General features: G+C 48.4%; 2 protein-coding genes. Both read left to right on the plus strand.

Features of this window, described 5'->3' with window-relative positions; translation table 11 throughout:
• Window positions 1-1,072 (plus strand): restriction endonuclease (locus WCO51_13730; protein ID MEI6514314.1); only part of this gene is annotated, 1,072 nt, incomplete at its 5' end.
• 153 nt (window positions 1,073-1,225) lie between these two features.
• On the plus strand, window positions 1,226-1,580 hold a 355-nt coding region (locus WCO51_13735; protein ID MEI6514315.1), incomplete at its 3' end, for a UvrD-helicase domain-containing protein.

Raw genomic sequence — 1,580 nt, forward strand, 5'->3', positions numbered from 1 at the left:
TGCCTATGGTTTACGTGATCTCAAGCTCTATGACCCAACTGTTTTCGAGGCCAGCGCCTTCCCGTTCCAGGAAATCCTGCTGCATCAATTGGAGGCGGAGGCACAAGAGCTTATTTCCAGGGGGATTAAACGCGACTATCTTGCCAAGAAAGAACGTCTTTCGAGCCCGAAAGGACGTTTTGACTTCACAGAAATGGCATTGCAGGGGGGAATGATGCGAGCGGAAATGCCTTGCCGCTATCATATTCGCAGCGAGGACTGTTTGCCCAACCAGGTCTTATTGGCTGGGCTCAAACACGGCTCAAGACTAACCGATGACCTTCACCTCAGGACGAGATTGAGACGAAAGGCAGCGCTAATAGAAGAAAAAGTGTCGGTTATTGACTTGGACAGGGAGGCTATTAGACGTCTCGCAAGACAGACCAGCAGGCTTACAAAGGCATATTCTCCTGCGTTTGAAATCATCAAATTGTTGATGAGAGGTCAAGGGACGTCGCTGTCATCCAAAGATGAGACAATCCCACTGCCCGGATTCCTATTCGATATGAACCGTTTCTTCCAACAGTTGATGGCACGGGTTCTAACTGAATGGCTTGAAGGCTTCCGAATTGAGGATGAGCGCGTGATACGTGGAATGATCGACTACGTTCCGGGATATAATCCTCGCAATCGTCGCTCCCCGCTTCCACGGCCGGATATCGTCGTTATGAAAGGTCAAAAGGTAGTCGTCATTCTCGATGCCAAGTACCGAGACTTATGGGAGAACGCCCTTCCACGCGAAATGTTATACCAGCTTGCGATCTATGCGCTTAGTGGTGAAGCTAACAGTGTGTCCACCATACTGTATCCAACAATGGATGCGAGCGCAAGTGAGGCACACCTAGAGATTCGCGAACCACACGGCTCGTTCCGCGGGAAAGTGGTGCTTCGCCCAGTGAATTTGATGGAACTCGAGCAGTTGGTTGAAAAACGCGCGGATGAAGCCCTCATCCAAAGGAGGCGTGACTACGCCAATAAGTTAGCGTTTGGAAGGAAAAACTTCATTGGTGGTGAATTCAGTACTGAACGATAGTAGTTCCTTGAAGAGTCATATTACAAGTTGGCTTAGGAAATGCCACTTAACGAGGTACTTATATTTCCTCATTCAGTCCAACATTTAGGAATCACGATTTCCGCACTTAAGCAGCAGAATGCATTTTTATCATCGAGAAATGAGAGTTTAGTAATGTTATTGAATAAAGAGCAGAAAGCAGCAGTTGAATATGTGGATGGTCCACAGGTGATTGTGGCGGGGCCGGGGTCGGGGAAGACGCGAGTTATCATCTCTAAGATTGAGTATTTGGTATCGCAACTTGGGATAGACCCCAGCCGAATTCTAGCAATCACTTTTAGTAATAAAGCTGCCGATGAGATGAGTGACCGTCTTGCAGAGTCATTTCCCTATCGCTCCCATGAGTTTAATGTCCATACCTTCCATGCCCTATGCTGGAGAATTGTGCAGGAGTTTTCCGCAGAAGCAGGGTTTAAACCTGGGGTTCAGATACTGGATCAGACGGCAGCCTGGGTGCTTGTGCGCCGTC

It is taken from the genome of bacterium, assembly GCA_037131655.1.
Classification (GTDB): domain Bacteria; phylum Armatimonadota; class Fimbriimonadia; order Fimbriimonadales; family JBAXQP01; genus JBAXQP01.